Source organism: Agrobacterium albertimagni AOL15 (assembly GCF_000300855.1).
Lineage (GTDB): Bacteria > Pseudomonadota > Alphaproteobacteria > Rhizobiales > Rhizobiaceae > Allorhizobium > Allorhizobium albertimagni.
In genome coordinates this window covers 154738-178647 of record NZ_ALJF01000016.1, presented here as the reverse complement: position 1 = coordinate 178647, position 23910 = coordinate 154738, and the positions used below count along the sequence as shown (strand labels likewise).

At 61.8% G+C, this 23910-nt stretch carries 24 protein-coding genes; 13 read left to right on the top strand and 11 right to left on the bottom strand.

Annotation, left to right across the window (positions count from 1 at the left end; translation table 11 throughout):
- Positions 1-17: 17 nt before the first annotated feature.
- The 4 genes from lnt to trmB all read left to right on the top strand — a co-directional run bounded on the left by lnt (position 18) and on the right by trmB (position 4283).
- Positions 18-1607 (top strand): apolipoprotein N-acyltransferase, encoded by a 1590-nt coding sequence (gene lnt / locus QWE_RS20165; RefSeq protein WP_006728025.1) that lies wholly within the window; start codon positions 18-20, stop codon positions 1605-1607.
- A 148-nt stretch (positions 1608-1755) separates the two neighbouring features.
- Positions 1756-2172 (top strand): helix-turn-helix domain-containing protein, encoded by a 417-nt coding sequence (locus QWE_RS20160; protein WP_006728024.1) that lies wholly within the window; start codon positions 1756-1758, stop codon positions 2170-2172.
- Between the two features lie 165 nt (positions 2173-2337).
- Positions 2338-3576: a methionine adenosyltransferase gene (gene metK / locus QWE_RS20155; RefSeq protein WP_006728023.1), complete on the top strand. Its 1239-nt coding sequence runs from the start codon at positions 2338-2340 to the stop codon at positions 3574-3576.
- 8 nt (positions 3577-3584) lie between these two features.
- Positions 3585-4283, top strand: a complete 699-nt coding sequence (gene trmB / locus QWE_RS20150; RefSeq protein WP_040300757.1) for a tRNA (guanosine(46)-N7)-methyltransferase TrmB — start codon at positions 3585-3587, stop codon at positions 4281-4283.
- 40 nt (positions 4284-4323) lie between these two features.
- Here the strand turns inward: trmB and QWE_RS20145 are convergent, their stop codons facing one another.
- Positions 4324-4581 (bottom strand): BQ00720 family protein, encoded by a 258-nt coding sequence (locus tag QWE_RS20145; RefSeq protein WP_006728021.1) that lies wholly within the window; start codon positions 4579-4581, stop codon positions 4324-4326.
- 49 nt (positions 4582-4630) lie between these two features.
- The gene (locus QWE_RS20140) at positions 4631-5053 is read right to left on the bottom strand and encodes an Hsp20 family protein (RefSeq protein WP_006728020.1); all 423 of its coding nucleotides are present in this window, start codon (positions 5051-5053) and stop codon (positions 4631-4633) included.
- A gap of 141 nt (positions 5054-5194) precedes the next feature.
- Here QWE_RS20140 and QWE_RS20135 point away from each other — a divergent pair, with 141 nt between their 5' ends.
- Positions 5195-6139: a nucleoside hydrolase gene (locus QWE_RS20135; RefSeq protein WP_006728019.1), complete on the top strand. Its 945-nt coding sequence runs from the start codon at positions 5195-5197 to the stop codon at positions 6137-6139.
- 60 nt (positions 6140-6199) lie between these two features.
- Here the strand turns inward: QWE_RS20135 and QWE_RS20130 are convergent, their stop codons facing one another.
- The 3 genes from QWE_RS20130 to QWE_RS20120 form a co-directional block, all read right to left on the bottom strand.
- A complete protein-coding gene (locus QWE_RS20130; RefSeq protein ID WP_006728018.1) occupies positions 6200-8545 on the bottom strand; it encodes a methyl-accepting chemotaxis protein in 2346 nt (781 codons plus the stop codon).
- A gap of 157 nt (positions 8546-8702) precedes the next feature.
- Positions 8703-9602, bottom strand: coding sequence for a ribokinase (locus QWE_RS20125; protein ID WP_006728017.1), 900 nt, complete (start codon positions 9600-9602; stop codon positions 8703-8705).
- 54 nt (positions 9603-9656) lie between these two features.
- The gene (locus tag QWE_RS20120) at positions 9657-10880 is read right to left on the bottom strand and encodes a DNA recombination protein RmuC (RefSeq protein ID WP_006728016.1); all 1224 of its coding nucleotides are present in this window, start codon (positions 10878-10880) and stop codon (positions 9657-9659) included.
- 296 nt (positions 10881-11176) lie between these two features.
- Here QWE_RS20120 and QWE_RS20115 point away from each other — a divergent pair, with 296 nt between their 5' ends.
- The 5 genes from QWE_RS20115 (at position 11177) to truA (ending at position 16736) form a co-directional block, all read left to right on the top strand.
- On the top strand, positions 11177-12685 hold the full coding sequence (locus QWE_RS20115) for a globin-coupled sensor protein (RefSeq protein ID WP_006728015.1): 1509 nt from the start codon (positions 11177-11179) through the stop codon (positions 12683-12685).
- 113 nt (positions 12686-12798) lie between these two features.
- Positions 12799-14304 (top strand): globin-coupled sensor protein, encoded by a 1506-nt coding sequence (locus tag QWE_RS20110; protein ID WP_006728014.1) that lies wholly within the window; start codon positions 12799-12801, stop codon positions 14302-14304.
- Positions 14305-14375: 71 nt separating this feature from the next.
- Complete coding sequence (gene def / locus QWE_RS20105; protein ID WP_006728013.1) at positions 14376-14888, top strand: peptide deformylase; 513 nt, start codon at positions 14376-14378, stop codon at positions 14886-14888.
- A gap of 136 nt (positions 14889-15024) precedes the next feature.
- Positions 15025-15969, top strand: a complete 945-nt coding sequence (fmt, locus tag QWE_RS20100; RefSeq protein ID WP_006728012.1) for a methionyl-tRNA formyltransferase — start codon at positions 15025-15027, stop codon at positions 15967-15969.
- Positions 15969-16736, top strand: coding sequence for a tRNA pseudouridine(38-40) synthase TruA (gene truA / locus QWE_RS20095; RefSeq protein WP_006728011.1), 768 nt, complete (start codon positions 15969-15971; stop codon positions 16734-16736). Before fmt ends, truA begins: the two co-directional genes overlap by 1 nt.
- A 9-nt stretch (positions 16737-16745) precedes the next feature.
- Here the strand turns inward: truA and QWE_RS20090 are convergent, their stop codons facing one another.
- The 4 genes from QWE_RS20090 to dapD all read right to left on the bottom strand — a co-directional run bounded on the left by QWE_RS20090 (position 16746) and on the right by dapD (position 19881).
- Positions 16746-17342: a hypothetical protein gene (locus tag QWE_RS20090; protein ID WP_006728010.1), complete on the bottom strand. Its 597-nt coding sequence runs from the start codon at positions 17340-17342 to the stop codon at positions 16746-16748.
- The gene (gene dapE, locus QWE_RS20085; RefSeq protein ID WP_006728009.1) at positions 17329-18522 is read right to left on the bottom strand and encodes a succinyl-diaminopimelate desuccinylase; all 1194 of its coding nucleotides are present in this window, start codon (positions 18520-18522) and stop codon (positions 17329-17331) included. Before dapE ends, QWE_RS20090 begins: the two co-directional genes overlap by 14 nt.
- Positions 18523-18634: 112 nt before the next feature.
- Positions 18635-19015, bottom strand: a complete 381-nt coding sequence (locus QWE_RS20080) for a DUF805 domain-containing protein (protein ID WP_006728008.1) — start codon at positions 19013-19015, stop codon at positions 18635-18637.
- A gap of 5 nt (positions 19016-19020) precedes the next feature.
- Complete coding sequence (dapD, locus tag QWE_RS20075) at positions 19021-19881, bottom strand: 2,3,4,5-tetrahydropyridine-2,6-dicarboxylate N-succinyltransferase (protein WP_006728007.1); 861 nt, start codon at positions 19879-19881, stop codon at positions 19021-19023.
- Between the two features lie 138 nt (positions 19882-20019).
- Here dapD and QWE_RS20070 point away from each other — a divergent pair, with 138 nt between their 5' ends.
- Complete coding sequence (locus QWE_RS20070) at positions 20020-20898, top strand: LOG family protein (protein ID WP_006728006.1); 879 nt, start codon at positions 20020-20022, stop codon at positions 20896-20898.
- A 39-nt stretch (positions 20899-20937) separates the two neighbouring features.
- Here QWE_RS20070 and QWE_RS20065 read toward each other — a convergent pair whose 3' ends face one another.
- Both QWE_RS20065 and QWE_RS20060 read right to left on the bottom strand, forming a co-directional pair.
- Positions 20938-21621: a calcium-binding protein gene (locus QWE_RS20065; RefSeq protein WP_006728005.1), complete on the bottom strand. Its 684-nt coding sequence runs from the start codon at positions 21619-21621 to the stop codon at positions 20938-20940.
- 107 nt (positions 21622-21728) lie between these two features.
- Entirely contained in the window at positions 21729-22448 is a 720-nt protein-coding gene (locus QWE_RS20060) for a pyrimidine 5'-nucleotidase (RefSeq protein WP_040300729.1), read from the bottom strand.
- Between QWE_RS20060 and QWE_RS25360 the strand changes: the two genes are divergently transcribed.
- Positions 22432-22665, top strand: coding sequence for a hypothetical protein (locus tag QWE_RS25360; protein ID WP_157790743.1), 234 nt, complete (start codon positions 22432-22434; stop codon positions 22663-22665). The genes QWE_RS20060 and QWE_RS25360 overlap by 17 nt on opposite strands.
- 103 nt (positions 22666-22768) lie before the next feature.
- Positions 22769-23683, top strand: coding sequence for an EamA family transporter (locus QWE_RS20055; RefSeq protein WP_006728003.1), 915 nt, complete (start codon positions 22769-22771; stop codon positions 23681-23683).
- Positions 23684-23910 lie beyond the last annotated feature (227 nt).

Genomic DNA, 23910 nt, shown 5'->3' with positions numbered 1-23910 from the left:
GGGCAAAAGGGGTGGACATGCAGGCTTTGGCAACGAGGATCCTGCTGTTGTGGGGACTGAGGCGGGCAGGGCTCGCGGTTCTCGCAGGCGCAATCGGGGCGCTCGCCCTTCCGCCCTTCGACATCTTCGCGTCGATGTTCATCTCTTTCACGCTGCTGGTCTGGCTGCTGGACGGCGCGACCGGCAATGCCGAAACCGGAAGGGCAGGGCTGTCGTCCTCCTTCTGGACGGGCTGGCTGTTCGGCCTCGGCTATTTTGTCTGCGGCCTTTGGTGGCTCGGAAATGCCCTGCTTCTGGAAGCGGATGAATTCGCTTGGGCAATCCCGCTTGCGGTGCTCGGCCTGCCCGCCGTGCTCGCGATCTTCTACGGACTGGCCACGATGCTTGCGCGTCTCGTCTGGTCGGACGGGATGGGTCGCATCGCAGCACTTGCTGCCGCCTTCGGTCTCGCCGAGTGGCTCCGCAGCTTTGTCGCGACCGGATTTCCCTGGAACGCGATCGGCTATGCCGCCATGCCGGTGCCCCTGATGATGCAGTCGAGCCATGTGCTCGGCGTCCTCGCCATCACACCGCTGGCCGTCTTTGTCTTTGCGGCACCTGCACTCCTCGGCACGCGTCGAGGGGCGTGGCCCGGCCTGCTCCTGGCCGCGACGCTTCTCTGCGCTCATCTCGGCTACGGCGCATATCGCCTCTATGTCGCGCCGGTGGCGGCAACGGATCAGACGCTCACTGTCCGCCTCGTGCAGCCATCGATCGATCAGTCGCAAAAGATGGAGAACACGGACCGCATCGGCATCTTCGAGAAGCATTTGGCGCTGACGGCAGCGCCACCTGAGGAAGGCAAGCCCCGGCCGGATGTGATTGTCTGGCCGGAGACCTCCATCCCCTTCATCTTGACGGAAAACCCTGACGCTCTGGCGCGGATCGGCGATGTGCTCGAGGACGGGCAGATCCTGCTGACTGGCGCCGTCCGGGCGGAAGAACGCGGCGCTGGCCAGATGCCGCTCTATTACAATTCCGTCTACATGATCGACGACAAGGGACAGATCCTCGCGGCGAGCGACAAGGTTCACCTGACCCCGTTCGGCGAATACGTGCCCTATGAGGGCCTGTTGCGGGAATTCGGGATCGAGGAGTTGATCAGCCTGCCCGGCGGCTTTACCGCAGCCTCCAGCCGCACGCCTCTGAAGCTCCCTTCCGGCCTCGGCCTTTATCCGTTGATCTGCTATGAGGCGATCTTTCCGGCCGAAATTGCGCCTGATCTGGCCGGCGCCAGTGTCATCCTGAACGTCACGAATGACGCATGGTTCGGTGCAACCCCAGGCCCTTACCAGCATTTCCTCCAGGCCCGCTTGCGTGCAGTCGAGACAGGCGTACCGCTGATCCGTGTGGCCAATAACGGCATTTCCGCCGTTATCGACCCTTATGGACGTGTCATAGAGGGACTTTCTCTCGATGCCGTCGGCGCAGCTGATGCAACCTTCGGTGCAACCTCTGTTCCGGAAGGAAACACATACAACCATAATTTAAACTTATGGTTGGTGTTGGCGGCATTGAGTCTTGTGGCCTTGGTTTCTAGTCTGGGTTTTATTAGGCGGACGAATTGACCAAAAACCCCTAAAATTGCATAGTGGCTGAGACCGGTAATCTGCAAGTATGCTGAAAGATCATCGATGGCGAGCACAACGTCTCGTTATGGTGTGGCGGGCATGAGGTTATGGTCGCAACGCCAACAATTTTGTCAGGACGACATTAATGATCGAGAACAAGAAGAAGCCGAACCCGATTGACATCCATGTCGGAAGCCGGATTCGCCTTCGTCGCACCATGCTGGGCATGAGCCAGGAGAAGCTGGGTGAGAGCCTGGGCATCACCTTCCAGCAGATCCAGAAGTATGAGAAGGGCACCAACCGCGTTGGCGCGAGCCGTCTTCAGAACATCTCCAACATTCTGACGGTGCCGGTATCCTTCTTCTTCGAAGATGCGCCGGGCGATCAGCCGTCGAACTCGGGCATGGCTGAAGCCTCCAGCTCGAATTATGTCGTTGACTTCCTGTCGTCCTCCGAAGGCCTGCAGCTCAACCGCGCCTTCGTGAAGATCGGCGACGCCAAGGTCCGTCGCAAGATCGTTGATCTGGTCAAGGCGCTGGCGGCCGAAGCCGACAGCGAGTGAGCTGAATATACGCCTGACAAAGAGAGCGGCCGCAGGGCCGCTTTTTTTGTGTCCGCAGAAGGAAAAATTTACTCACATAAAGATATATTTATGTGGTTGTGTCCTTGTCATCGGGTTTCGAACTGAGTAACGATGCCCGCTATCCATACTTTGAGGGGAATCCCGATGCGTGCGAATTACCTATTTACCAGCGAGTCCGTATCCGAAGGTCATCCGGACAAGGTTTGTGACCGAATTTCCGACGAAATCGTCGACCTCGTGTATCGCGAAGCCGCCAAGACCGGCGTTGATCCCTGGACCGTACGCATCGCCTGCGAAACGCTTGCCACCACCAACCGTGTCGTCATCGCCGGTGAGGTCCGCCTTCCGCCGAGCCTGATGAAGACCGACAAGAATGGCAACGAGGTCATCAACCCCGCTAAGTTCAAGTCCGCCGCCCGCAAGGCGATCCGCGATATCGGCTACGAGCAGGACGGCTTCCACTGGAAGACCGCCAAGATCGACGTGCTCCTGCATTCGCAGTCCGCGCACATCGCCCAGGGCGTCGACAAGGCTGCCGACAGCTCCAACAGCGAAGGCGCTGGCGACCAGGGCATCATGTTCGGTTACGCCTGCAAGGAAACGCCGGACCTGATGCCGGCCCCGATCTATTATTCGCACAAGATTCTGCAGACGCTCTCCACTGCCCGCAAGAAGGGCGAGGGTGATGTCGGCAAGCTTGGCCCAGACGCCAAGAGCCAGGTGACCGTGCGTTACGTCGACGGCAAGCCGGCAGAAGCAACCTCGATCGTTCTTTCCACCCAGCATCTCGACGAAAGCTGGGATTCCAAGAAGGTCCGCGATGTCGTCGAGCCCTTCATCCGCGAAGCCCTGGGCGAACTGAAGATCGCCGACGATTGCGCCTGGTACATCAACCCGACCGGCAAGTTCGTCATCGGCGGTCCCGATGGTGACGCAGGCCTCACCGGCCGCAAGATCATCGTCGACACCTATGGCGGTGCGGCTCCCCATGGTGGCGGCGCCTTCTCCGGCAAGGACACGACCAAGGTCGACCGCTCGGCTGCCTACGCGGCACGCTACCTCGCGAAGAACGTCGTCGCTGCCGGTCTCGCCGAGCGCTGCACGATCCAGATCTCCTATGCCATCGGCATTGCCCAGCCGCTGTCGATCTATGTCGACCTGCATGGCACCGGCAAGGTGACCGAGGACGAGGTCGAAGCCGGCATCCGCAAGGTGATGGATTTGTCCCCGTCGGGCATCCGCCGCCATCTTGACCTGAACAAGCCGATCTATGCTAAGACGTCGGCCTACGGCCATTTCGGCCGCAAGGCTGGCCGTGACGGTTCCTTCTCCTGGGAGAAGCTGGACCTGGTCAAGCCGCTCAAGGATGCGATCAAGGCTTGATCTGAATGATGGAACAGGAACGCAGGACACGGTCGACCGAAGCCTTCTTCGGTCGACGCAAGGGCAAGCCGTTGCGCGAGCAACAGGTCGAGCGCATGGAAACCGTCCTGCCGGAGCTGAAGGTCGACCTCGCATCCGCGGTGCCGGCCGACCTCAAGTCGCTCTTCACTGTTTCCGTCGACAAGATCCGTCTGGAAATCGGTTTCGGCGGCGGTGAGCATCTGGTTCACCGCGCCCGCACCAATCCGACCACAGGCTTCATCGGCGTCGAACCCTTCGTCAATTCCATGGCGAAACTGCTCGCGGTCGTTGAGGCCGAGGGCTTGAAGAACATCCGCGTCTACGACGATGATGCGACACAATTGCTGGACTGGCTGCCGGAAGGCCAGATCGATCAGATCGATCTCCTCTACGCCGATCCCTGGCCCAAGAAAAAGCACTGGAAGCGTCGTTTCGTCTCGCAGGTCAATCTGCAGCGCTTCCACAAGGTCCTGAAGCCGGAAGGCATTTTCTGCTTCGCCTCTGACATCGACACTTACGTCAACTGGACGCTGCAGCACTGCCGCGATCATGGTGGGTTCGAATGGAGAGCTCGCAATGCGAGCGACTGGCTCACGCCCTATGATGGCTGGCCGGGGACGCGCTATGAAGCCAAGGCCCGGCGTGAAGGCCGGTCATCGGCCTATCTGACATTTCTCAAGCGCTGACCGATTCTCATCTCGGTGAGATGGGAACTCGCTGCACCTGTCAGTGCAGCGAAACGGTGGTCAGGTCGTCTTCTGCAGCCTTGAAAAAGGTACTGGACCTGTTGTCGGTGAGCAGGATCGGCGTGCCGTCTGCGGCAAACAAAGCCCAGAGATCCAGCGTTGGATCGATTTCCGGGGCTTCCGGAAAACAGCGAGAGACTTCGTCTGATTTCATCTTCCTGATATAGCCCACTTCGCCGGCACCGAGATGCGCCAGTTGGGATTTCGTCAGGCTGGATGAGGCTTCTTTGAGTAACATTCCGATCCTCCGCGTATGAGGGAGAGGCGGCCGAACATTGCCGCGAACTTCATTCTGCGGTGGAGATGTTAATTTTCCTTACTAGATGCACGGGATCATGCCGGATGATCTCGATTGCCAGAAGGCCGTTTCTCAGCGAGGCCCCGGTCACTTCCATACCGTCCTCAATGGCAAAGACCCGTTGGAACTGACGTGAAGCAATGCCGCGGAAGAGATAATCCGCCTCCTCGCGTTCTGCCTGCTTGCCCCGAATCACGAGCTGATTGGCCTCCACGCTGACATCGAGTTCGTTCTCTGCAAAACCGGCTACTGCCAGCGTGACGCGCAACCGTTCTGCCCCCTTCTGCGGCGCCAGCCGCTCGATGTCGTAGGGCGGGTATCCGTCGCTGCCGCGCGGGCGCCGGAAGGCGCTGCCGTCGCCGGTGTCGAAGGTGATGAGAAAGGCTTCGGTTGGCAGTCTGTTGCGCGTCATTTCATTCCCTTGTGCAGCCCTGAAGGACTGTCGTCGTCTGCCAAATATGGGAAATTGCACGGCCCCCGACAAGCACTGTCTTGCTTGACAAAAGCGAACCCGCGTTCCAAGCCTCGGGCCATCAGACTTTAGGATTGCCCCATGACAGAACCCCGCAAGATCATCATCGACACTGACCCCGGTCAGGACGATGCCGCCGCCCTCATGCTCGCCTTTGCCAGCCCCGATGAACTCGAACTGCTCGGCATTACCACGGTCGCCGGCAACGTGCCCCTCACGATGACGAGCCGCAATGCCCGCATCGTCTGCGAGCTCTGCGGCGAGACCGATCGCCGGGTCTTTGAGGGCGCGGATCGTCCGATGGTCCGGCCGCTCGTCACGGCAGAACACGTCCATGGCAAGACCGGCCTTGATGGTGCGGTGCTGCCGGAGCCGACCATGGTCGTCCAGAGCCGGCACGCTGTCGACTTCATCATCGAGACGATCCGCAACGAGCCGGTAGGCACGGTGACGCTCTGCACGCTTGGCCCGCTGACAAACATCGGCCTTGCGCTTCAGAAGGCGCCTGATATCGCTCCGCGCGTCAAGGAACTGGTGATGATGGGTGGTGGCTTCTCCGAGGGGGGCAACATCACGCCAGCCGCCGAGTTCAACATCTATGTCGATCCGCATGCCGCAGCCGCCGTCCTCGGTTCAGGCATGCCGGTCACCATTATGCCGCTTGATGTCACCCACCAGCTGATGACCACCAAGGCCCGCGTTGCCCGCATGGCGGCGCTCGGCACAAAGCCGGCCAAGGTCATGGTCGAGTGGCTGGAATTCTTCGAGCGCTTCGACGAGGAGAAATACGGCTCGGACGGCGGCCCTCTGCATGATCCGACGGTGGTTGCTTACCTCCTGAAGCCCGAGCTCTTCTCTGGACGGCACTGCAATGTCGAGATCGAGCTGCAGTCCGAGCTGACGGTCGGCATGACCGTCGTCGACTGGTGGCGCGTCTCCGGTCGCACGCCGAATGCGACTTTCATGCGCAGCGTCGATGCCGACGGTTTCTTCGATCTGTTGATCGAGCGCTTTGCCCGCCTTTGATCGAACGAAGAAGGGCGCTGCCGTGGCAGCGCCCTTCGATTTGGACTTCGGCTCTGAAACTCAGAACTCTTCCCAATTGTCCGCGCTTGGCGCAGCGCCGCCTGCCGCCGCCACCTTGCGGGGGGCCGGAGAATAGACCGGTGCTCTGGGGCTTGCAGCGGTTGAGGTTGCGGGGCTTCGCATCGTCTCCGCCGCAGCGCGCAGGGCAGCAACCGGTGCGGCGGCACCCGTAACCTGGAACTTCGCCACGAGGCCGCGCAGCGTGTCGGACTCGGTGCGCAGCGCCATGCTGGCGGCCGTCGTCTCTTCCACCATCGCAGCGTTCTGCTGGGTCACCTGGTCCATCTGGTTCACGGCCGCATTCACTTCCTTCAGCCCCGATGCCTGCTCGCTGGCTGAAGCCGAGATCTGGCGGATGAGGCCGTTGATCTGCATGACCTGCTGGGAGATTTTCTCCAGTGTCTGCCCGGCCTGGCCGACCAGCTCCACCCCGTCCTTGACCTGGGCAGCCGACGCATTGATCAGCGCCTTGATTTCTTTCGCCGCCGTGGCCGAGCGCTGCGCAAGCTCGCGCACTTCCTGGGCGACAACCGCGAAGCCCTTGCCGGCTTCGCCAGCGCGCGCCGCTTCGACACCGGCATTCAACGCCAGAAGGTTCGTCTGGAAGGCGATTTCGTCGATCACGCCGATGATGCGGGAGATCTCCTGCGACGACTGCTCGATCCCGTGCATGGAGGCAACCGCCTTCTGCACGACTTCACCGGACTTCTCGGCATCCTTGACGGCGACCGAGACGGTGTTGGCGGCCGTTCCGGCATTGTCGGCGCTGGAATTGACCTGTTCGGTCAGTTCGTTCAGTGCGGCCGCCGTTTCCTCCAGGCTTGCCGCTTGCTGCTCGGTGCGCTTGGAAAGATCGGCTGCACTTTCCGAGATTTCGCTCGTGCCAGCGGCGATGTTCACGACGCTGCCGTTGACCGAGGCGATTGCCTGTTCGAGGCTCGCCACCGCATCGTTGAAGTCGCGTTTCAGGGCGGCATACTCGCCCGGGAATTCGTCGGCGATCCGATAGGTGAGGTTGCCCTGCGAAAGCTGGGCGAGACCGCTGCCGAGTGCCGTGACGACATGCTGCTGCACGGAAGCGGATTGATTGCGTTCCTCTTCGTTGCGACGGCGCTCGCCTTCGGCGGCCTTGCGCTGTGCGTCGGCTTCGGCGGCAAGCATGTTGCTTTCGGCGAGCTTGTGGCGGAAGCCGTCGAGCGCCTTGGCGACAAGACCGATTTCATCCTGGCGGTCCTGGTTGGAAACGTCGCTGGCATAGTCGCCCTTGGTCATGCGTTCGACGTCGCCGACGAGACCATGCAACGGGCGCTGAGCGATCGAACGAACTGCCAGGAACAGCGCCAGCATGACGGCACCGAGCACGATCAGGCCGCCGATGATCATCATCAGGGTCTGCGCCTCGACGGGCGCATTGATCGCGGCATGCGGGATGTCGATGATGACAGCCCATGTCGTGTTCACGCCAGGCACGGCAAAGGGAAAGAGCAACCGGTCGAAGCCTTCGCCATTGGCGTCCGCCAGATTGGGAACGAGGTTGCCGGTGCCGCTTGAGAGTGCCGTCTTCAGCGCGTCTGCGCCGGCTTCCTCATACGGCTTCATCAAGAGTTCGTCCGTCGGGGCCACCAGCCATTGCTGGCCCTGTGCCACCAGGAGCACGCGGCCGGTTTCGAAAGGCTTGAGCGCCTTGAGCTTGTCGGACAGGGACAGAAGCGAGATGTCGACGCCGCTGACGCCGATCATCTTGCCACCGGAGAACACCGGATAGGCGATGGAACTCATTGTGGTCGGCACATCGGTGCCTTCGGCCAGATAGGGAGCCGTAATCGCGCCTTTGCCGCTCTTGGCCGCAAGCGCATACCATTCGGCATCATACTTGGCGCCGAAGGTCGAGAACTGGATCGCGCCATTTCGGTCCTTGGACCAGTAAGGGGTAAATATCCCGTCGTCATTGGCGCCGAGATTTGCCTGTCCCTTCACGTCGTCCTTGCGGCCGTCAATGGCGCCGGGCTCTTCCGCCATCCAGCTTCCGAAAGCGAACGGGTTCTGCTCGAGATTGGCTTTCAGGATGTTCGTGACGCCTTGGCGATCGAAGGATTGTCCCTCATGACCGCGGCCGATGACGCCGGCCATTGTGCGGGCCGCACTCGCCAGTTCGCCGATATCGCCGGCAACTTCACGGGCGATCGATTTCGCCTCGGCATCCGCCTGTTCCATGGTCAGCGCGTGAACACGGTCGCGGGTCTGCGAAATCAAAACGAGATTGGAAAGGAAAAGCACAAGTCCGATGGCGACTCCGGTGACGACCAGGAGCTTGGCGGCGATCGAACGGGTAAAAAAGGCGAACATGGAAGCCTCGAAAACTGAGGATCAGGACGCAGGGGCATTCGTTCCACACCCTCATGGCGCGGCCGGGCATGCTTTCACATACCCCGATCGCGACCGATGCTATGATCCATTGCTTAACGGGCAATAAATCAGACTTGTGCCCGCGCCCCGCGAACGCTCAAAGCGCGGCGGCAACCTCGCCCGCGTCCGGGATTGCCGGCTGGGCGCCCGCCTTGAGGCAGGCAAGTGACCCGGCGACGGCCGCGCGGCGCAGCGCATCGCCGAAAGCAAGACCAGCGTCCAGGCTCGCTGCAAGATAGCCGCAGAAGGTATCGCCTGCGCCGACCGTATCGACCGGCACGATCTTCAGGCCCTTGGTCCGGTGCAGAGTACCAGCTTCGGCAGCGATCACGCCATCGGCGCCGAGGGTGACGATCAGGATCTGTCCGGTCTTGCCATGCATGTCGAGGAGGATCTGCTCCCGCTCATCGCCTGTCAGGTTGTCACGGCCGACCAGTCGTTCGAATTCGGTCTCGTTGGCAATCACGATATCCGCAAGTGCTGCCAGAGCTTCTGTCTCCGGGATGAGGGGGGCGATGTTGAGCAGCGTGCGGACGCCCCGGGCTTTCGCGCTCTTCAGCGCAGCCTCGACGGAGCCCGCTGGCACCTCCTGCTGCACCATCAGGATATCGCCGTCCTGCATGCCCTCTACGGCGCTCTCGGCCTGCGCAGTGCTGACGGTACCATTGGCGGCGGGCACGACGGCAATCATGTTCTCGCCGTCGCCACCCACCAGGATCAGCGCGGTGCCGGTCGGACCATCGACACGGGCCACACCTAAAAGATCGGTCCCAGCCTTGTCGAGAAGATCAAGCGCGGGGTCCGCGAACTCGTCGCGACCGACAGCGCCCGTCATACGTACCTCGGCCCCGGCGCGCCGGGCCGCCAGCGCCTGGTTGGCACCCTTGCCGCCCGCGGCTGTCGCAAATCCCGTTCCGGCGACCGTTTCGCCCGGCTTCGGGAGCCTTGGCGTGGTGGCGACGAGGTCCATGTTGATGGAGCCGAAAACGGTGATCATGAGCGCGGTGCCTCCCTGAGTGCTCTAGGCTGTCGCGCTCTTTTGGACCGGGTCTCAGTCCTCGTCAACAACCCTGAGCTTGAGGAGGCCCGTGCGGCTCTCGACGGCGCGGGCGGGCGCCTCGTCGCTATCGTCTCGTCCGCCCGGCGTCTCGAATTCCATGGCTTCGATCTTGGCGCCGCGTTTTGCCAGCTTGTCTGAGGACGTGATGATCATCTCGACATCCTTCTGGGCCGCGAGGAAGTGGCTCTGCAGCTTTCGCGTCCGATCATCAAGACGTCCAAGGTCTTCCATCAGGCGGATGACTTCGCCCTGGATCAGGTGCGCCTGCTCGCGCATGCGCTGGTCCTTCAGCACCGCCTGGATCACCTGGATGGAGAGCATCAGCAACGATGGCGAAACGATCACCACTTTCTGTCGGTGCGCCTTCTGCACAATGCCTTCGAAGTTCTCGTGGATCTCGGCGAAGATCGATTCCGACGGCACGAACAGGAAGGCCATGTCCTGGGTCTCGCCGGGGATCAGATACTTCTCCGATATGCCGCGGATATGCACCTCCATATCCCGGCGGAACTGCTGCGACGCTGCTTTCTTCTGCTCCGGATTTTCCGTCTCCCGGATCACGTTCCAGGCTTCCAGCGGGAACTTTGCATCGACCACCAGCGGCGGCGAATTGTTCGGCATTCGGATGGTGCAGTCCGGTCGCGAACCGTTGGAGAGTGTGGTCTGGAACGCATAGGCGCCCATCGGCAGCCCGTCTGCGACGATCGTCTCCATGCGCGACTGGCCAAAGGCGCCGCGCGTCTGCTTGTTGGACAGGATCGCCTGGAGGCCAACGACATCCTTGGCCAGCGACTGGATGTTGTTCTGCGCGGCATCGATCACCGCCAGTCGCTCCTGCAGCGTTCGCAGATTGTCATGCGTCGACTTTGTCTGCTCGGTGATCGTCGTGCCCAGCCGATGCGTCATGCCGTCAAGCCGTTGGCTGATCGACTGGTTGAGCTCTGCCTGGCGGCTGCCGAAGACCTCGGCCATGGTTGCAAGCCGTCCCTGCATTTCGGCCTGGGCTTTCAGCAGTTCTGCAAGCCGCGCTTCTGAAGCTTCGTCCCGCCGGGCTGTCTCCTCTCGCAATTCGGCACGCAGACGTGCGGCCCGCATCGCGGCGATGACTATCACAACGACGGGCAGGAAAAACAGAGCAGCCGCAAGGCCAATGAGGAACGCGGGCTGAAGAGTGACTGAGCCAATGGTCACTGCCGGGATGTCGAGAAGGTTCATAGCTCGGATGATAGCTGATTCGGTCTGCGAAAACAGATCAAAGAGTGAACGCCGGCGGACTGATGGGGCGGCGCAGGTTGCGTCGGCGAAACAACTACACGTCTTTCATTGGTGACGATGATCAATCTCTGCCCGGATATCTGGACATTTTTCGTTCATCGGCACGCCGGCATTCCGACGGAGGTGAAAATAAGCTCTCCTTCGGCAACCGAAACTTTACCATTTTAGAATTCCCTGAAGGTCATTTATCAGCAATCGCTGATATTTTTGTGAATCAGAAAAGTGAAGTACCGTCCATGGCGTCGCAAACCGAAAATACAGATCTGAAGAACCGTCTTCGCTTCCTGGGATTGGACGACAAGGGTAGGGATACCCTGCGACGACTGGGACCGCTGATCCGCAAGAATATCGGCGGTGCGCTCGAAATCTTCTACGACAAGGTGCGCAAGGTTCCGGAAACCGCCGCTTTCTTTCGCAACGAAGATCACATCAAGGGTGCCAAGAAGCGCCAGGAAGAACACTGGGGCATCGTCGGCACCGCCGACTACACGGACAGCTATGTCGAGGGTGTCACGAAGGTCGGCAAGGCTCATGCCCGCATTGGCCTCGAGCCGCGCTGGTATATCGGCGGTTATGCGCTCGTTCTCGAGCAGCTCGTGCATGCGGTCGTTCGCGAACGTTGGCCGAGCCGTTTCGGTCGGCGCAATTCCGAGCAGCTCGCCGAAGAGATCTCCGTCGTCGTCAAGGCTGCCCTGCTCGACATGGACTATTCGATCTCCGTCTATCTTGCGATCCTGGCCGAGCAGCGTCAGGCGGCAGAAGACGCTCGCCTGAAGGCCGAGGCCGAGCAGGCAACGGCGCTCGCAGCCCTGCGCGGCGCACTCGGCAAGCTGTCTGCCGGCGATCTCGAAGCTCGCCTTCCGGCCGACCTGCCTTCCAATTTCGCGCAAATGGCAGTCGACTATAACGCATCGGTCGATGCTCTGCGGGCGACGATCACGACGGTCCGCCATTCCGCCGACGAGATCTTCAAGTCGACGACTGCGATTTCCGATGCCACCGATGATCTCGCCCAGCGCACCGAACAGCAGGCGGCAGGTCTCGAGGAAAGCACGGCCGCGCTGCACGAACTGACCCAGAATGTCACTTTGACCGCCGATGGCGCGAAGGAGGCGGCCTCGGTCGTCGGCGCGGCCCTGACGGAAGCCCGCGTCTCCGAAGAAGTCGTCTCCCGCGCCGTGGATGCCATGGGTGCGATCGAGAAATCCTCCGACGAGATCTCCAAGATCATCGGCGTCATCGACGAGATTGCCTTCCAGACCAACCTTCTGGCGCTGAATGCCGGCGTCGAGGCGGCCCGTGCGGGTGAGGCCGGACGTGGCTTTGCCGTCGTCGCCCAGGAAGTCCGCGAGCTCGCGCAGCGTTGCGCCAACGCCGCCCGCGAGATCAAGAACCTGATCTCGCAGAGTTCGACGCAGGTCGAAGCCGGTGTTGGCCTCGTCAACAATGCAGGCAGTGCCCTTGGCAAGATCATCGTGCGCATCGGCGAGATCAACGAGATCGTCTCCAAGATCGCGGCTGCTGCCGCCGATCAGTCGGGCGGTCTGCGTGAGGTCAACACATCAGTGCAGTCGATGGATCAGATTACTCAGCGCAACGCTGCCATGGTCGAGGAGAGCTCGGCCCAGACCGCAACGCTGATGGAAGAGGCAGGGCGCCTCGTTCAGGCGCTGCAAGGTTTCAAGACGAGCGGCAGCCGCACGCAGACCTCGAACCATGGCAGCAACTACCGCATGGCCTCCTAAACCGGACTCTGCCCCACACGGTAGCGCGGAATGCGCGCTACCGTTTAGAAACTATTCAGCAAACCGTGGCAGTTCTGGTTGATAGCAGTCAAACCGAAAGTCCTCATCGCATCATGACCTCGAACACTCAGAACGACCTCACCGAACGTCTTGAATTCCTGGAAATCGATCAGAAGACGCGCGGTACGCTCTCCGAGCTTCGCCCTACGATCAAGGATATCCTGGGCGGGGCACTCGACAAGTTTTACGCCAAGGTTTCAAAGACCGGCAAGACCGCCGCACATTTCCGCGACGGCGCCCACATGAATGGCGCAAAGAGCGCCCAGATCGGTCATTGGGACAAGGTCGCGAGCGGCAACTTCGATGAAAACTACGTCCGCGGCGTCACCGCAGTCGGCAAGGCCCATGCCCGTATCGGGCTTGAGCCACGCTGGTATATCGGTGGCTATTCCATGCTGGTGGGCGAACTTCTGGCCGGCATCCTGGTCAAGCACTGGCCCTTCCCGTTCGGCAAACAGCATGCCGCCTCGCTTGCCGACAAGATGCGCGCCGTGGTCAAGGCCGCCATGCTCGACATGGACTATTCGATTTCCGTCTATCTGGAAGAGCTCGAAAGCCGGCGCCGGGCGCTCGAGGAAGAGCGTGCCCGTTTCGAGGCCGATCAGGCGATCGCCATGGAGCATCTGCGTCGTGGCCTGGAATCGCTCGCGCAGGGTGACTTTGAAGCCCGCATGACCACCGATCTGCCCGAGAATTTCAAGGAGATGGCAGGGTATTACAACGATACGGTCGATCGCCTGAACGTATCCTTTGCCGCAATCCGCCGCGCCTCGGAAGGCATTCTGAGCGGAACCGATGCGATCGCTCACGCCTCCAGCGAGCTGGCAAGCCGTACGACCCGACAGGCAAGCGGCGTGCAGGAGAGCTCCACCGCCTTGCAGCAGCTGTCCGTCAGCGTCAGCCAGACGGCCGCCAATGCCGAGCGTGCCTCGCAGGAAGTGCGCGATACGCAGCAGCAGGCGAAGACATCAGGCACGGTCGTGTCGAAGGCTGTCTCCGCCATGGATGCGATCGAAAAGTCCTCCACCGAGATCTCCAAAATCATCGGCGTGATCGATGAAATTGCCTTCCAGACCAATCTGCTCGCGCTCAACGCCGGCGTCGAGGCAGCTCGCGCGGGCGATGCCGGCAAGGGCTTTGCCGTGGTCGCCCAGGAAGTCCGCCAGCTCGCCCAGCGCTCAGCCGATGCGGCCAAGGAAATCAAGCAGCTGATTTCCCAGAGCTCCGCCCAGGTCAAGGAAGGTGTCGGCCTCGTCACCGGCACCGGCGAAGCGCTGACAGACATCATCACGCGCATCGATGCGATCGACACCTTCGTCTCCGACATCGCGACGGCCGCCAAGGATCAGGCGATCGGGCTCAACGAAGTGAACCAGGCGACCCGCAATATGGACCTGCTCACCCATGAGAACAGCGACATGGTCGAGCGCACGTCGGACGAGACGCGCCGTCTGCGGACCGAGGTCGCTGGTCTCGTCGAGCAGTTGTCGCAGATCCGAACCCGTGGCGACGGCACCATGCCTGAGGCGCGCCAGGTCGGGGGGCGTCGAGCCGCCTGACCGGTTGTCAAACGGGAAGAGCCACGCGTTTTTTCCGTTTCCTCCGTGGGGAAGTTGCGCTAAGGGAGGCCATGACCATCAAGCCTCTCATTATCCTGCCCGATCCCCTGCTGCGTCAGGTATCCGCGCCCATCGAGCGCGTCGATGCCGAGCTCGAGCAGCTGATCGATGACATGCTCGAAACCATGTATGAAGCGCCCGGCATCGGGCTGGCGGCCATCCAGGTCGGCGTGCCGCGCCGGCTGCTCGTCATCGATCTCGCCAAGGAAGGCGAAGAGCCAGCGCCGCTCGTCTACATCAATCCGGAAATCATCAAAAGCTCCGACGAGCGCTCGGTCTACGAGGAAGGCTGCCTGTCGATCCCCGATTACTACGCCGAGGTCGAGCGCCCGGCCTCGATCACGGTGAAGTCGATCGGCCGTGACGGCAAGGAAACCGTGACCGAAGCCGATGGCCTGCTCGCCACTTGCCTGCAGCACGAGATCGACCATTTGAACGGCGTGCTCTTCATCGATCACATCTCCCGTCTGAAGCGCGAGATGGTGATCAAGAGGTTCACCAAGGCCGCCCGTCAGAAGATCTGATATCGAGCAAATCCAGCAAAAGTGCGAAGCGGTTTTGCGTCCGGAATTGCGTAAAAATAGAATGATAGAGCATTGACGGCGACTCCGTCTTCGCCGGAAGTGCTCTGGGCGTCAGCAACCGCTTGAGGCAGACACGATGGCACTTCGCATCATCTTTATGGGCACGCCGGACTTTTCCGTCGCGACCCTGAAAGCGCTGCATGCGGCGGGCCACGAGATCGTCGCCGCTTACTCGCAGCCGCCGCGTCCGGGCGGGCGCCGCGGTCTCGACCTGCAGAAGTCGCCGGTCCATCAGGCCGCCGAAGAACTCGGCATCGAAGTCCGCCATCCCCTGAATTTCCGCGATCAGGCGGACAGGGACGCCTTCGTTGCGCTCCAGGCCGACGTCGCGGTGGTCGTTGCCTATGGCTTGCTGCTGCCGGAGGCGATCCTCAACGGCACGCGCCTCGGCGCCTATAACGGCCATGCTTCGCTGCTCCCGCGTTGGCGGGGGGCCGCCCCCATCCAGCGCGCCATCATGGCCGGCGATGCCGAGACCGGCATGATGGTGATGAACATGGACAAGGGCCTCGACACGGGCCCTGTTGCGCTGACCTGGAAGGTTGCGATCGGTCCCGACATGACTGCTGGCGAATTGCACGACGCCCTGAGCTTGGCCGGCGCCGAAGCCATGGTCGAGGCAATGGCGGGGCTCGAAGCTGGAACACTCGTAACCGTCCCCCAGGCCGAAGATGGTGTGCTCTATGCGGCCAAGATCGACAAGGCCGAGACCCGCGTTGACTTCTCTCGTTCGGCAACTGAGGTCCACAACCATATCCGCGGCCTCTCGCCCTTCCCGGGCGCCTGGACCGAGGTCGAGGTCAACGGCAAGCCCGAACGCGTCAAGCTCCTCGCCTCGCATCTCGCCGAGAAGGATGGAGTGTTGGCGGCCGCCGGCACGGCCCTCGACGATCGCCTGACGATCGCCTGTGGGATCGGCGCCGTCAGCCTCGCCCGCCTCCAGAAGGCCGGCGGCAAGGCACTGAACGCCGAGGACTTCCTGCGTGGTACGCCACTCCCCAAGGGCACGGTGATCGCCTGATGCCCCGCTTCCGCATGACCGTCGAATATGATGGCTCGGCCTATGTCGGCTGGCAGCGCCAGGAGAACGGTCACTCGATCCAGGCCGCCCTGGAACAGGCGATCCTGTCTTTGACCAGCGAGACTGTCGTGATCCGGGGCGCCGGCCGCACCGATTCCGGCGTTCACGCCATGGGCCAGGTCATCCATGCCGATTTGTCGCGGGACTGGGTGCCGCACAAGCTGCGCAATGCATTGAACGCCCATCTGGCCATGGCGTCGGAACAGGTCGCCGTGCTCGACATACAGGCCGTACCGGACGAGTTCGATGCACGCTTCTCGGCGCTTCGCCGCCATTATCTTTACCGCATCATCACCCGCCCGGCGCGTCTCGCGCTCGAGGACAAACGGGCATGGTGGGTGCCGAAGCCTCTCGACCACGAGGCCATGCATGCGGCAGCCCAGCAGCTCGTCGGTCATCACGACTTCACCACCTTCCGCTCGGCCCATTGCCAGGCGAAAAGCCCCGTTCGCACGCTGGATCGTTTGGATGTCAAGCGATCAGCTGAGCTCATAGAGATCCGCGCCACGGCCCAGAGCTTCCTGCACAATCAGATCCGGTCTTTCGCGGGCACGCTGAAGCTTGCCGGCGAGGGCAAGATGACGCCTTCAGATGTGCTTGCGGCGCTCGAAGCCCGCGACCGAGCAGCCTGCGGGCCTGTCGCCCCGCCGGAAGGACTGTTCTTCATGGCAGTGGATTATCCCGGCGACGAGCCGTTCGCTCGCTGAGCCTCAGGCTCAACCCGGATAGACGCCGAGATAGCGTTCCAGCAGTTCGGCAATGATCATCGAGGGCACGAGCAGAATCAGGACGATGGTCGAGACCATCAGCAACTGCTCGCCAACGACCATGCGCATGATGCGGAAGAGCGCCGCGATGACCGTGATCATCAGCAGAAACCACAAGAGCGCCACGATGCCCGCCAGGCCGGGCACGAACATCATCAGCAGGACCAGTAGGCCGTAGGAATAGGAGACCGGCAGCGCGAGCCAGTTGGTCACCACCACCATGGACGCGAACTTCTCGCCGATCCCGATAGTCCAGCAGAGAACCCCCAGCAGGATCAGCGGAAAGAGCCAGTTCGACGCCTCGACCAGCGCAAGGCGGAAGAAGAACACTGCCCCGGTCTCCGTCCCCTCCGGCCGCCCCTGAAGATAGAGCAGCCGCCACCAGGCAAACGAGATCAGGATCGCGGGAAGTGCCCAGAGGATCGCCCAGAAAGAGCGCATCGCACCGCGATCGCTGAGGTCGAGATAGGAAAAGCCTGATGGATCCTGCTTGAACAGCAGCCAGAGGCCCCTGAGATAGAACTCGACCTCTTTAAGCGTCGGCATGGGCGAACCACTGTTCGATGAAGGTCTGATAGATCACGGCGAGCGTTTCCAGATCCGAAACGGCGACCCGCTCGTCGACCATATGCATGGTCTGGCCGACGAGGCCGAATTCGACGACGGGGCAGTAATCTTTGATGAACCGCGCATCCGACGTGCCGCCCGTGGTCGAGAGCTTCGGCGTCTTGCCCGTCACCGTTTCGATCGCACCCGACAGCGAGGCGATCAGCGCATTGTTGCGCGTCAAAAACACATGGCTCGGCCGCTCCGACCAGGTGATGTCATAGCCGATTGCCGCTCGGTCCGGCCGAAGCTCCGGATCAACAGCTGCCGCATCCAGCCTGCGAATGATCTCTGCCTTGACACTGTCTGCAGTCCAGACATCGTTGAAGCGGATGTTGAACTTGAAGCGAGCGGATGCCGGGATGACGTTCGTTGCTGCATTGCCGACGTCGACCGTGGTCACTTCGAGGTTGGACGGCTGGAAGTTCTCTGTGCCTTGATCGAAAGCCGGGAACATAAGGCTCTTCGCAAGCGACAGTGCTCCGCGCACCGGGTTGTCGGCAAGATGCGGATAGGCCGCATGGCCCTGCACACCCTTGACCGTCACGGTACCGGATACCGAGCCGCGCCGGCCGATCTTGATCATGTCGCCGAGCGTATCGGGGTTGGTCGGCTCACCGACCAGGCAGGCGTCCCACCGTTCGCCCCGTTCTGCTGCCCATTCGAGCAACTTCACTGTGCCGTTGACGGCAGGGCCTTCCTCGTCGCCGGTGATCAGCAGCGAGACCGAGCCCTTCGGCACCTTGCCGGCTTCGACCAGCCGCGCGTAGGCCGCTATGAAGCAGGCGATGCCGCCCTTCATGTCGACGGCGCCTCGGCCGTACAGCATGCCATCGCGGATATCACCGGAGAACGGGCCAGCGCTCCAGTCTGTCTCGGCACCAACGGGGACCACGTCGCTATGGCCGGCAAACATCAGATGCGGTCCGTCCGATCCCGCCCGGGCATAAAGGTTCTCAATATCGGGTGTGCCCTCGTCTTTGGCGACCATTCGGTCGACCTTGAAGCCGAGAGGCGAAAGGAGGCCTTCCAGCACATCGAGCGCGCCGCCTTCTGCGGGCGTGACGGAGGGGCAGCGGATAAGGGCCTGGAGGATATCGACGGGATTGGTAGCGGTCATGAAAACTTTTACGGGATTGACCGAGTGCCGGTTCAGCCCGGCCGTCGGTGCCTTGAGAAGATAAGGCAGACTTAGCCGATCCGCCGGAGCCTGTCACCCACCACGCGCCCGCTCAGGTCGAGCGCATATCAGGACCCGGTCCATAGCGGTTGTCATCATCGACCGAGGGCCAGACGCAGAGCACGAAGAAGATGATCAGTGAGAACGCGGGCATGATCAGGAGGGCCGCCACCACACCCGGCATGCCGATGTCGTGCAGCCTCTTGGTGCCGAGCATCAGCAACGACAGCAGGGAGAGGGAAGCGAAGGCGAGGAAGAGCGAGAGGAAGCCGGACGCGACCTGTTCGTCCGATTGCCCCGTGATGAACGCGAGCACGGCCGCGTTCGTCATCATCCAGAAAAGGGTGCCGAGGATGAAGATGCGCCGGCCGATGCGCCCGTCCCAAAGGAAAAGCGCCCAGCCGACTGATATCTCGCGCCCCGGCTTCGCCATCAGGCTCAGTCGCGCAGCAATTCGTTGATGCCGGTCTTCGAGCGGGTCTTTTCGTCGACGCGTTTGACGATGACGGCACAGTAGAGATGCGGCGCGGCCATGCCATTCGCCATGACGGCATTGCCCGAGGGCATGGAGCCGGCAACGACGACGGAATAGGGCGGTACTTCGCCATACATCACTTCGCCGGTGGCGCGATCGACGATCTTGGTCGACTTGCCGATATAGACGCCCATGCCGAGCACCGAGCCTTCGCGGATGATGCAGCCTTCGACGACTTCCGAACGCGCGCCGATGAAGCAGTTGTCCTCGATGATGGTCGGGCCGGCCTGCAGTGGCTCAAGCACGCCGCCGATGCCGACGCCGCCGGACAGATGCACATTCGCGCCGATCTGGGCGCAGGAGCCGACGGTCGCCCAGGTGTCGACCATGGTGTTTTCACCGACATAGGCGCCAAGATTGACGAAGGACGGCATCAGAACGACGCCCTTGGAAACGTAAGCCGAGCGACGGACGACGGCGTTCGGCACAGCGCGGAAGCCGGCCGAGCGGAATTCGCTCTCGCCCCAGCCTTCGAACTTCGACGGCACCTTGTCCCACCACGTCGAGGCGCCCGGGCCGCCCTTGACGACTTCCATGTCGTTCAGACGGAAGGAGAGAAGCACGGCCTTCTTCAGCCACTGGTGCACGGTCCAGCTGCCATCTTCGCCACGCGTGGCGACCCGGGCCTTGCCGCTGTCGAGCAGGTTGAGCGCCGATTCCACAGCATCGCGGATCTCGCCCTTGGTCGTCGTCGTTACTGTATCGCGGTTGTCGAATGCCGCTTCGATGACGTGTTCGAGCTGGGTGAGATCGGAGGCGCTCATCTGAATTCCTTAAACTTCGTTGTCTACCGTGGGGATGGAAACGATCAGGATCTGATCGAAAATTCGCGCAAAGCTCTAGCGCATAAAGGGCTGGAAGAAAACAGCCGCAGGAAGTCTGCGCTCGGGAAAGGAAGAGGCATGGCACAGTGGAAGAACGGCAAGCACAGGCGCAAGGATGGGTCCTGGGATCCCTTGAAGGACAGCTCGACCGACAAGCAGACGGCTGAGGTCATTCCGCGCACGCCGCAATCGGTTTCGTCCTCCTACACGCTCGCCTATGTCGATGAGGAATTCCTCTGCCGAGAGGAGCTCCGCCCGGTCCGTCTGCAGCTCGAACTGCTGAAGACGGAGATGATCCTCACCGAGCGAAACATCAAGTCGACGGTCGTCATGTTCGGCGGCGCGCGTATTCCCGCGCCCGGCGAAGCGGCATGGGCGGCCAAGAACGATATCCAGAAGAAGAACCTTGAAAACGCCTCCATCTACTATGAGGAGGCGCGCAAGTTCGCCCAGCTCTGCTCGCAGCAGGCACAACACAGCGGTTACCAGGAGTATGTGGTCGTGACCGGCGGTGGCCCGGGTGTCATGGAAGCCGGCAATCGCGGGGCTCAGGAGGTTGGCGCCCCCTCGATCGGTCTCAACATCGTTTTGCCGCACGAGCAGGCGCCGAACCCTTACGTCACGCCGGAGCTCAGCTTCAACTTCCACTATTTCGCCATCCGCAAGATGCATTTTCTGATGCGCGCCAAGGCGATCACGATTTTCCCCGGCGGCTTCGGGACGTTGGACGAATTCTTCGAAACGATCACGCTGATCCAGACCAAGCGCATGGCGCCGATCCCGCTGATCCTCTTCTCCCGGGCCTTCTGGGAGGACATCGTCAACTTCGAAGCGCTCGCTGCCTTCGGCACGATCGCCCCTGACGATCTCAAGCTTTTCCAGTTTGCCGAAACGGCCGAAGAGGCCTGGAAGATCATCGCGGACTTCTATGATCTCAACGAAGAAACGGCCCCGTAAGGGGCCGTTTCGGCATTCATCGATCTGCAAAGATCCGCATCAGCGGAACATGACCGGACGCTTCGGCATGTCGTCGGCGCTGATGAAACCGTCATTGTTGCGGTCCATGCGCGTGAACATCCGGTCGGCCATGGCGGTGGCTTCTGCCTGACTGATCTGGCCGTTTTCGTCGGTATCGGCCACCCGCATCATGCGACCTGCGCCGCGCATGCCATCCGGACCGCGACGATTTTCGCCGCGCTCGGCACGTTCATTGTGCCAACCTTGACGCTTGCCCTCATGGCGCTTGCCGTCGCGAGCCTCGCCACGCGTGCCGTCGTTCATGGCCTGCTCCTGCGGTGCATCACCCGGGGGTGGGGTGGGTGCGTCGGCCTTGGCCGCTTCCCGTGCCGCCTGGCGCTCGGCCCGCATGGCTTCACGGTTGGCCTTGTTCTCTTCGCGCATCGCTTCGCGGTGCTGGCGCATCTCGCCTGGGGTCAGCACGCCGTCCTTGTCGGCATCGATGGCGGCAAACAGCGCGGTGCTTGCTGCTGTCGCTTCTTCCTTGCTGATCTTGCCGTCCTTGTTGGTGTCATGCTGCTGCAGCATCTGTACGAACATCGCTTCCGGACCACCACGGCCGGGGCCCCGGCGTTCACCGCGGTCCTGTGCGAAGGCGCTGCCGGCCGTGCCGATCATCAGAGAGGCGGCCACGGCGGCCAGCGTCAGGGTCTTGCCGTTCATTTGGTATCCTTTCGAGTGTCTGCTTCGATGGGGTGACCGTAGCGGCGGCAAGGTCCGGGACCTACTTAACTCTCGGTAAGCTGCATGAAACTTTCGTAAGCTTGAGCTCACACTGCATTGGAGAGCAGCCGCTGCAGGAAGGTCGTGAGATCGTCGGTGAGATAGTCAACGACAGCAGCATCGATATGTTCGACCCGCTCCCAGGTCTCCAGGATCGCGGTATCCAGATTGCGCGGCACGAGCAGCACGGTCTTCATGCCGAGCGCCTTCGGCACCATCAGATTGCGCGGCAGGTCCTCGAACATGGCCGCATGTTTCGTGTCGATCCGGTTGAGGCTGGCAAACTTGTCGTAGGTGGCACCTGCCGGTTTCGGCACGTAATCGGCGGCGACGATGTCGAAGATGTCGTCGAAATGGTCGAGGATCCCGAGTGCCCGGGCAGCCGCTTCCGCATGCGCCACCGTGCCGTTCGTGAAGATAAACTTGCGCCCCGGCAGCTGCTTGATCGCAGTGCCCAGTGCTTCATCCGGGATCAGCGCCGAATAGTCGATCGCATGCGCCCGCTCCAGAAACGCGTTCGGATCGACCTTGTGGTGCAGCATCAGTCCGGCGAGCGTCGTGCCGTGTTCATGGTAGTAGCGCTTCTGCAGAAGCTTCGCCTCGGCTGGCTCCATCTGCAGCAGTTCCGCCACGAAACCCGTCATGTTCGTGTCGATCTGCGCGAAGAGGTTGATGTGATGAGGGTAGAGCGTGTTGTCGAGGTCGAAGACCCAGTCGCGCACATGGGAAAAATCGGCGGGCGAGGGGATCTTGGCTGGCGTGTTCATCATGTCCTCTTGGGGCGGTGCGAAGGGCCTGACGACGTCAGGCGCGTTGCCTCTAATTAGCATTGGTCGCCGGTTCGGGAAGTGCTATCTGGGAAAGATGGGAAAGAAGATGGCGATTTCGGCGATGGAACGCGTGGTGGTCCTGCAGGACCGCAAGCGCCTGCCCGCGCGTTTTCATCCGGTGAGTTCAGGCACGATCCGTAAGCGTCAGGCGTGAGCCGCAGGACCTGAGGCGTAAGCTCAAGGCCGAACCGCCTCCTTTTCCGATCTCTCGCCGCAAGCCGATTCACCCGCGCTGCGGCTCTTCTGGACGCTCTTCCATGGAACTTTGGGCCCTCATCACGGTTGGCAGCGCCTTCCTGCAAAACCTGCGCTCGACGTTGCAAAAACATCTGAAAGGCCGAATGGGCACAACAGGCGCGACCTTCGTCCGCTTCGGCTTCGGCCTGCCCTTCGCCTTCCTCTACCTCACAATCCTGCACCTCGGCCTCGACCGTCCCCTGCCGGTGCCAGGGCTGACCTTTGCGATCTGGGCGGTCATCGGCGCACTCTCGCAGATCACGGCGACCTTCCTGCTTGTGCACCTCTTTTCGTTCCGTAACTTCGCCGTCGGCACTGCCTATTCGCGCACCGAACCCGCGCAAGCGGCTTTGCTGGCGCTTCTTCTGTTCGGCGAAACGATCGGCTTGGGCACGACCGCCGCAATTCTCGTCTCGATCCTCGGCGTCATGCTGATTTCCGTGGCGCGCACGGCCTTCACGCCCTTGAGCCTTGTCACCTCTGTGGGAAGCCGAACGGCTCTGATCGGCCTCGCCTCCGGTTTCTTCTTCGGCGTCTCCGCGATCGCCTATCGCACCGCCTCACTGTCACTGTCCCCGAGCCTGCCCGCACCGGATGCCATGGTGCAGGCCGGCTACACGCTCTGCGTCGTCATCACGATCCAGACCCTGTCGATGTTTCTCTGGATGGCCTGGCGTGATCGGACAGAGCTGACCCGCGTCCGAGCCGCCTGGAAAGTCAGCGCCCTCGTCGGCTTCGTCGGCGCCACGGCCTCCTTCGGCTGGTTCACGGCGATGACCCTGCAGCAGGTGGCGGTGGTGAAAGCCTTGGCCCAGGTCGAGATGCTCTTCACCTTTGCGTCGTCGGTGCTGTTCTTCAAGGAGAGGATCAACAGGCTGGAGATTGCGGGATGCGTGCTGATTGTATTCGGGGTCTTGTTGTTGGTTCTGGTGTGAGGAGGCGCGCGACGCGCATCTCCCCCCTTGCGGTTTCGCAAGAGGAGGGCTCGGTGAGCTTTGCGCCAGCGGAACCTTGCCCCTCTCCGGCAAAATCTGAAGTTTAGGCGGCTTGCGCTCGCCTAAGCCTTCGTTTTTCCATCCTCTCCCGCAAGGGGGAGAGGAACGCCGCCACGGCCGACTCACCATGACGGACACCCTTGCCCCGTTGCGACCCATCCCGCTGC

What these genes read in the sequence shown, in the direction of transcription:
- lnt (WP_006728025.1), top strand. Translation starts at nt 18, where the DNA reads ATGCAGGCTTTGGCAACGAGGATCCTGCTGTTGTGGGGACTGAGGCGG.
- QWE_RS20160 (WP_006728024.1), top strand. Translation starts at nt 1,756, where the DNA reads ATGATCGAGAACAAGAAGAAGCCGAACCCGATTGACATCCATGTCGGA.
- metK (WP_006728023.1), top strand. Translation starts at nt 2,338, where the DNA reads ATGCGTGCGAATTACCTATTTACCAGCGAGTCCGTATCCGAAGGTCAT.
- trmB (WP_040300757.1), top strand. Translation starts at nt 3,585, where the DNA reads ATGGAACAGGAACGCAGGACACGGTCGACCGAAGCCTTCTTCGGTCGA.
- QWE_RS20145 (WP_006728021.1), bottom strand. Translation starts at nt 4,581, where the DNA reads ATGTTACTCAAAGAAGCCTCATCCAGCCTGACGAAATCCCAACTGGCG.
- QWE_RS20140 (WP_006728020.1), bottom strand. Translation starts at nt 5,053, where the DNA reads ATGACGCGCAACAGACTGCCAACCGAAGCCTTTCTCATCACCTTCGAC.
- QWE_RS20135 (WP_006728019.1), top strand. Translation starts at nt 5,195, where the DNA reads ATGACAGAACCCCGCAAGATCATCATCGACACTGACCCCGGTCAGGAC.
- QWE_RS20130 (WP_006728018.1), bottom strand. Translation starts at nt 8,545, where the DNA reads ATGTTCGCCTTTTTTACCCGTTCGATCGCCGCCAAGCTCCTGGTCGTC.
- QWE_RS20125 (WP_006728017.1), bottom strand. Translation starts at nt 9,602, where the DNA reads ATGATCACCGTTTTCGGCTCCATCAACATGGACCTCGTCGCCACCACG.
- QWE_RS20120 (WP_006728016.1), bottom strand. Translation starts at nt 10,880, where the DNA reads ATGAACCTTCTCGACATCCCGGCAGTGACCATTGGCTCAGTCACTCTT.
- QWE_RS20115 (WP_006728015.1), top strand. Translation starts at nt 11,177, where the DNA reads ATGGCGTCGCAAACCGAAAATACAGATCTGAAGAACCGTCTTCGCTTC.
- QWE_RS20110 (WP_006728014.1), top strand. Translation starts at nt 12,799, where the DNA reads ATGACCTCGAACACTCAGAACGACCTCACCGAACGTCTTGAATTCCTG.
- def (WP_006728013.1), top strand. Translation starts at nt 14,376, where the DNA reads ATGACCATCAAGCCTCTCATTATCCTGCCCGATCCCCTGCTGCGTCAG.
- fmt (WP_006728012.1), top strand. Translation starts at nt 15,025, where the DNA reads ATGGCACTTCGCATCATCTTTATGGGCACGCCGGACTTTTCCGTCGCG.
- truA (WP_006728011.1), top strand. Translation starts at nt 15,969, where the DNA reads ATGCCCCGCTTCCGCATGACCGTCGAATATGATGGCTCGGCCTATGTC.
- QWE_RS20090 (WP_006728010.1), bottom strand. Translation starts at nt 17,342, where the DNA reads ATGCCGACGCTTAAAGAGGTCGAGTTCTATCTCAGGGGCCTCTGGCTG.
- dapE (WP_006728009.1), bottom strand. Translation starts at nt 18,522, where the DNA reads ATGACCGCTACCAATCCCGTCGATATCCTCCAGGCCCTTATCCGCTGC.
- QWE_RS20080 (WP_006728008.1), bottom strand. Translation starts at nt 19,015, where the DNA reads ATGGCGAAGCCGGGGCGCGAGATATCAGTCGGCTGGGCGCTTTTCCTT.
- dapD (WP_006728007.1), bottom strand. Translation starts at nt 19,881, where the DNA reads ATGAGCGCCTCCGATCTCACCCAGCTCGAACACGTCATCGAAGCGGCA.
- QWE_RS20070 (WP_006728006.1), top strand. Translation starts at nt 20,020, where the DNA reads ATGGCACAGTGGAAGAACGGCAAGCACAGGCGCAAGGATGGGTCCTGG.
- QWE_RS20065 (WP_006728005.1), bottom strand. Translation starts at nt 21,621, where the DNA reads ATGAACGGCAAGACCCTGACGCTGGCCGCCGTGGCCGCCTCTCTGATG.
- QWE_RS20060 (WP_040300729.1), bottom strand. Translation starts at nt 22,448, where the DNA reads ATGAACACGCCAGCCAAGATCCCCTCGCCCGCCGATTTTTCCCATGTG.
- QWE_RS20055 (WP_006728003.1), top strand. Translation starts at nt 22,769, where the DNA reads ATGGAACTTTGGGCCCTCATCACGGTTGGCAGCGCCTTCCTGCAAAAC.